A 6,098-nucleotide genomic window follows, 5' to 3' on the forward strand; every position below is an offset into this window, starting at 1 on the left:
GCATTACCTTTTCTTTACACTTCATGAGCATACGTGGGGTGACCCGACAGGGGGAGGGCGATGACGTTGCAGCGGTACGCGACGACCGCGGGGGTCGCGCATGGCGCGATGCCCGCACAGCCAGGGGCTCCGGCCACGGAGACGCTCGGCACGCACGCGCCCGTCGTGAGGGATCTGCGGGAGCGGGCCGGGCGCAGCCCGCGCAGCCTGCACTTCGCGGCGGGCGACGTGGTGGTGGTCTCCGGGCTGCCCGGCAGCGGCAAATCGACGCTCATCCGGCGGGCGGTCACAACGGCCCGTGCCATCGACTCCCAGGACACCCGGGACCGCTGGGCGGGGCTGATGCCCCGTTTAATCCCGTACGCCCTCTACCGCCCCCTTGTTCGCGTCGCCCACTACTGGGGACTGTGGCGGGCGTTGCGCTCCGGTGAGTCCGTCGTCGTCCACGACTGCGGAACCCAGGCGTGGGTACGCGGCTGGCTGGCCCGTGACGCGCGGCGCCGGGGCCGCGTCCTCCACCTCGTCCTGCTCGACGTCACACCGCAGACGGCGAGGGAGGGCCAGCGGGAGCGCGGACGCGGGGTCTCCGGATATGCGTTCGCCCGGCACCGCAGGGCGGTGGGGAGGTTGCTGCGGAACACCGAGACCGGCCTGCTGCCGCCCGGGTGCGTTTCAGCGGTGCTGCTGGACCGGGAAGCGGCGGGGAAGCTGGGCCGGATCGTGTTCGCGGACGCATAGGGCTTGGGGGGCGAGGGGTCGGAGGGCCCAGGCGGCCGGACGTTAATCTTCTGCCGGAAGGCTCGGGCAAGAAGGGGAAGCAGTGGACATTCCGGCACAGGTCCAGTCCCATCCGCAGAGCGGATGGCCGGCCAATGAGCTCGAAGAAGTTCTGATGGCCTCGGTGGGCAGCCCGGAGGCGGGCGGACGGCTCGTCGAGGTGCTCGGGCGCAGCCGCGTCTGGGTGCCCCTGCCGGGCGGCGGCGGACCCGACTCCCCCGACCTGGACCTGCCCACGCTGGAGATCGAGGGCGCTCCGTACGTTCCCGTGTTCAGCTCCGAACAGCAGTTCCTCAGCTGCGTCGGTACCCATATGTCCTTCACCGTCGCGCCCGCCCGCGAGTTCGCCCGCGGCCTGCCCCCGCAGCTCGGCATCGCCGTGAACCCGGGCGGCGTCGTCGGGATGCCGCTGCCGCCGCCCGCCGTGGCCGAGCTCTGTCGCGCCGGACGCACCCCGCTGGACGGGCCGGCCAGCGGAGGCAGGGTCCGGCTGTACGAGCCGGCCTGGCAGGAGGAGCCCGTCGACTTCCTCTCCGCGGCGGCCGGCGAATTCGAGGAGAGCGGTGTCGTGCTCACCGCCCGCCGGGCGCTGGCCAGCATCGAGGGCGGTGAGCCCGTCCTCTTCATCGGCGTCGAGTTCTCCACCTGGGAGGGCGCCGGGCGTAACGCCCCGGCGGACGCCCTCGGCCGTGCGCTCGGCCGGGTCGAGGTGCCCTGGCCGGTCAATCTGGTCCTGCTCGATGTGGCGCAGGACCCGGTCGGCGAGTGGATGCGGGAGAAGGTCCGGCCGTTCTACCGGCGCGCGGGCCACTAGCGGCCGGCGCGGCGCCCGCGGACGCCTTCGGAGCGGATCACCGCGTCGACCCAAGGCGTCAAGTCGGTGTCAGGACCGGCGCATAAGCTGGTTTGATGGCTGGTGCCACGGCACCATGCCGCACCCGTGTGCCCCGGGAGCGGCGGGCCGACACAGTGGATCGAAGAGGGGCGGGACCAGGTGAGTGCGTCAGGCACCGCGGCGGCCGGGCAGGTCGAGCACATGCTGCGCCAAGTGACGCCCGGGCGCTACGACGCGTACGAGGCACTGCTGCAGGCCCTCGCGAACGGCCGGATCTGGATGCTCCTCTGGCACGGCCGGGCGGGCTCGCCCGACGCCCAGTACGGGAACATGGAGCTCGACGGCCTCGGCTACGCGCCCTGTGTGACCTCCGCCCAGGAGCTCTCGGCCAGCGGCTGGAACCGGGCCCATGAACTGGTCGGCGGCCGTGACATCGCCCGCGCCCTCTTCCCCGACCGCTGGGGCATCTGGCTCAACCCGCACGCCCCGGGTGGCGGCGTAGGCATCCCCTGGCTGGATCTGCGCCGGATCGCCACCGGCCTCGACCGGATGCCCGCGGGCCCGCTCCGGCTCACCGAGCCGGCCATCGAGATCCCGCAGTTCTACGCCCTGCTCTCGCAGAACGCCCATCACACCCCCGCGATCCGCTCGCTGCGCCGCGCCTGGGTGCAGCCCGCGCTCGGCGTCCCGTATCTCGCCATCGGCCTCGACCTCTACGACACGAGCCAGACCTCGGTCGACGCGGTGCGCGCGATGATGCAGCAGTCGATCGGCGCGGTCCCGGAAGGGCTGCCCGTCTCCACCGTCGCGATGTCCGACGAGTACGACCCGGTCGCGATGTGGCTGCGTGCCAACTCCCGTCCGTTCTACGACCGTGAGGCCCACGCACCGGCGGCCCCGGTGACGGGCTACGGCTATCCGCCGCCGCAGGGCGCGTACTGATCCTGCCGGCGGCGGAGTTGCATCTCCCCCGGCACCCGAAATGTCGTTGTACGCACCCGACTTCCGGAATGTGGCCGCCCGCTCCCGTCCATGCCTGGGTGAACCGGTATGTCGCCCGGACTCCTGCCCAGCGGGCCGGAATTCCCCCATGTCCGAGATTTCCGTGCTGGGGTGTCTGATGATGAAAGCGACGCGAATCTACGCGCGTGCCCCCTTCCACCTCAACTGACCTGTGTTCGAGGGGCGTTCACATGCGTCCGGATAACGGAACACCCCTGACCGCATCACGGTTACGCATCCATTCGCCTGACGGTATGGCTACCTCGCGCGACGGCAATGAAGACTCCCGCAGCAAGGGCGTCTGCCGCCTCTGTGTACGACTGACTGATCGAGCCGCCACAGCGGCCAGTTCGGCCCGGCCACCGCCGGTTGAGAGGGGTCCTTGCCACGATGACGGCACCACTGCACGAGCCGACCACGGAAGCGGGCCCGATCGCGACCGGCGGTCCCGCAGCCGACTCCGGGGTGAAGAAGGTCGAGGGGCGCTCCCTCAAGCAGATTGCCTGGCACCGCCTCAAGCAGGACAAGGTCGCTTTGACGGGTGGCATCGTTGTCCTCGTCCTGATCGTGGTGGCCGTCTTCGCGCCCCTGATCGTGGGCCTGCTGGGACACCCGCCGAACGATTTCCACCAGGACAAGCTCGATCCGCTGACCAATCTCCCCACGGGATCCCTCGGCGGCGTGAGCGGCGACTTCCTCTTCGGCATCGAGCCCAACAAGGGGCGCGACATCTTCAGCCGGATCGTCTACGGCGCCAGGATCTCGCTGCTCGTGGCGTTCCTGGCGGCCCTGGTCGCCGTGGCGCTCGGCACGCTCTTCGGGATCATCGCCGGCTACTTCGGCGGCTGGGTGGACGCGGTGATCAGCCGGGTGATGGACGTGCTGCTGTCCTTCCCGCAGCTCCTCTTCATCATCTCCCTCGTCTCGGTCCTCCCCGACGACCTGCTCGGCCTCACCGGCAGCGGGGTGCGCATCGCCGTACTCGTCGCCGTCATCGGCTTCTTCGGCTGGCCGTACGTGGGACGCATCGTTCGCGGCCAGACACTTTCGCTGCGTGAACGCGAATACGTGGAAGCGGCGCGCAGTCTCGGCGGCGGGCGGGCGCACATCCTCTTCCGCGAGCTGCTGCCGAACCTGGTGGCGCCGATCACCGTCTACGCGACGCTCATGATCCCCACCAACATCCTGACCGAAGCGGCCCTCAGCTTCCTCGGCGCCGGTGTGCGGCCGCCCACGGCCTCCTGGGGCGGAATGCTGCGGGACGCCCTCGAGACGTACGAGCACGACCCGATGTTCATGGTCTTCCCCGGCGTGACGATCTTCATCACCGTACTGGCCTTCAACCTCTTCGGGGACGGGCTGCGCGACGCCCTGGATCCCAAGGGGACCCGATAGCCCACGACTTGCCCCTGCCGCACTGTCAGGTGGCTCTTCCCATGGTTCTCCGGCAAGCAACGGCCTGGGACCGCGATCTCGGAGGTTACGAGAAAATGTCCACAGTTACCTCGAAACGACGGCTCACCGCTGGTGCGGCCCTCGTGGTCGCGGCGCTGATGACCACCACGGCGTGCGGCGGCGGCGACGACGGCGACAGCGGCGGCGGCAAGGCGAAGGGCGCCGGCTTCAACGCGGCGTTCAACAAGGTCGCCAACGCGTCCACCAAAAAGGGTGGAACGCTGAAGATGGTCGGCAAGCAGGACCTCGACTCCGCCGACCCCCAGCGTGCCTACTACGGCATGGCCTGGGACTTCATGCGCTTCTACACCCGCCAGCTGGTCACGTACGACACCAAGCCCGGCGCCGCCTCCACCAAGCTGGTCGGCGACCTCGCCACCGGCCCCGGTGTGATCTCGGACGGCGGCAAGACGTACACGTACAAGCTGCGTCCCGGCATCACCTGGGAGGACGGCTCCAAGCTGACCTCCAAGGACGTCAAGTACGGCATCGAGCGCATCTGGGCGACGGACACCATCACCGGTGGCCCGCAGTACCTGATGCAGACGCTGGACCCCAAGCACGAGTACAAGGGCCCGTACAAGGACACGTCCGCGGACAAGCTCGGTCTGAAGGCGATCGAGACGCCCGACGACAGCACCATCATCTTCAAGCTGCCCAAGCCCAACGGTGACTTCGAGCAGTTCCTCGCCATGCCGTCCGGCTCGCCCGTGAAGGCGTCGCAGGACACCAAGGCGAAGTACACCCAGCGGCCGTTCTCCTCGGGCCCGTACAAGTTCGAGTCGTACAAGCCGGGCAAGAGCATCGTGCTCGTCCGCAACGACAAGTGGGACAAGTCCTCGGACCCGGTCCGTGCCGCGCTGCCGGACAAGGTCACGGTGACGATCTCCGCCAACCTGGAGGAGAACGACAAGAAGCTGATGGAGGGCGACTACGACGTCGACCTCAACGGCACCGGCATGACCCAGTCCGGCCGTGTGACCGCCGTCCAGGACCACAAGGACAGCGTCGACAACATGCAGACGTCCTTCGTCCGCTACGTCGCGCTCGTCCACACGGCGAAGCCGCTGGACGACGTCCACTGCCGCAAGGCCGTCTTCTACGCCACGGACTTCGCGGCCCTGCAGCAGACCCGCGGTGGCGAGATCGCCGGTGGCGCGATCGCCAACAGCACCCTGCCGGCCTCCATCAAGGGCCACAGCGACTACGACCCGTACGGTGTCCTCGCCCGCAAGGGCAAGCCGGACGCCGCCAAGGCCAAGGAGGAGCTGAAGGCATGCGGCCAGCCGAGCGGCTTCACCACCAAGCTCAGCGCCCGTAACAACAACCCGGGCGAGGTCGACACCGCCGAGGCGCTCCAGGAGCAGCTCGGCAAGGTCGGCATCAAGGTCGAGGTCGACCCGATCGACGGCGCCGAGTCGTCCAGCATCACCGGCTCGCCGTCCGTCGTGAAGAAGCGCGGCTACGGCATGACGATGAGCGGCTGGGGCCCGGACTTCCCGTCCGGCCAGGGCTTCGGGCAGCCGCTGTGGGACAGCCGGTTCCTGTCGGAGACCGGTAACTACAACGAGTCGCAGCTCAAGGACCCGCAGATCGACAAGCTCTTCGACGACGCGATCGCGGAGACCGACCCGGTCAAGGCCGGCGAGATCTACAAGAACCTCGACAAGCGGATCCTGGACCAGGCCGACTGGATGCCCTTCATCTACGAGAAGAACATCACCTGGCGCGGCGACCGACTGACGAACGCCTACATGTCCGACGCCTACAACGGCCGTTACGACTACGTCTCGCTCGGCGTCGTCAAGTAGTCGCTGTAGTCAACAGCATTTGCAGTCAACCCGGTTGACTGCCCCACCGCCGCCGAAACCCGCCAGTCCGAAGGGCAGGTGATGGCCGTGGGGGGGGGGGGGGGGGGGGGGGGGGGGGGGGGGGGGGGGGGGGGGGGGGGGGGGGGGGGGGGGGGGGGGGGGGGTGGTGGCGGTGGGGTGGGGGCGGTGGGGCGGAGGCGGTTGCTTCTCGTTGTTCC

At 69.3% G+C, this 6,098-nt stretch carries 5 protein-coding genes; all 5 read left to right on the top strand.

The features are described 5' to 3' along the window. Nucleotides 1-60 precede the first annotated feature (60 nt). The 5 genes from ACZ7IB_RS05825 (at nucleotide 61) to ACZ7IB_RS05845 (ending at nucleotide 5,880) form a co-directional block, all read left to right on the top strand. Complete coding sequence (locus tag ACZ7IB_RS05825; RefSeq protein ID WP_470909463.1) at nucleotides 61-738, top strand: AAA family ATPase; 678 nt, start codon at nucleotides 61-63, stop codon at nucleotides 736-738. 82 nt (nucleotides 739-820) lie between these two features. Next, entirely contained in the window at nucleotides 821-1,591 is a 771-nt protein-coding gene (locus ACZ7IB_RS05830; protein ID WP_470909465.1) for an enhanced serine sensitivity protein SseB, read from the top strand. Between the two features lie 180 nt (nucleotides 1,592-1,771). Beyond that, nucleotides 1,772-2,554, top strand: a complete 783-nt coding sequence (locus ACZ7IB_RS05835) for an enhanced serine sensitivity protein SseB C-terminal domain-containing protein (protein ID WP_470909467.1) — start codon at nucleotides 1,772-1,774, stop codon at nucleotides 2,552-2,554. A gap of 450 nt (nucleotides 2,555-3,004) precedes the next feature. After that, a complete protein-coding gene (locus ACZ7IB_RS05840; RefSeq protein WP_470909469.1) occupies nucleotides 3,005-4,009 on the top strand; it encodes an ABC transporter permease in 1,005 nt (334 codons plus the stop codon). A 95-nt stretch (nucleotides 4,010-4,104) separates the two neighbouring features. Continuing rightward, nucleotides 4,105-5,880: an ABC transporter substrate-binding protein gene (locus ACZ7IB_RS05845; protein ID WP_470909471.1), complete on the top strand. Its 1,776-nt coding sequence runs from the start codon at nucleotides 4,105-4,107 to the stop codon at nucleotides 5,878-5,880. Nucleotides 5,881-6,098 lie beyond the last annotated feature (218 nt).

This window comes from Streptomyces sp. NPDC037301 (assembly GCF_055602785.1).

Bases quoted from the DNA above. Each gene is read 5' to 3' on its own strand.
- ACZ7IB_RS05845 (WP_470909471.1), top strand. From the start codon at position 4,105: ATGTCCACAGTTACCTCGAAACGACGGCTCACCGCTGGTGCGGCCCTC.
- ACZ7IB_RS05825 (WP_470909463.1), top strand. From the start codon at position 61: ATGACGTTGCAGCGGTACGCGACGACCGCGGGGGTCGCGCATGGCGCG.
- ACZ7IB_RS05840 (WP_470909469.1), top strand. From the start codon at position 3,005: ATGACGGCACCACTGCACGAGCCGACCACGGAAGCGGGCCCGATCGCG.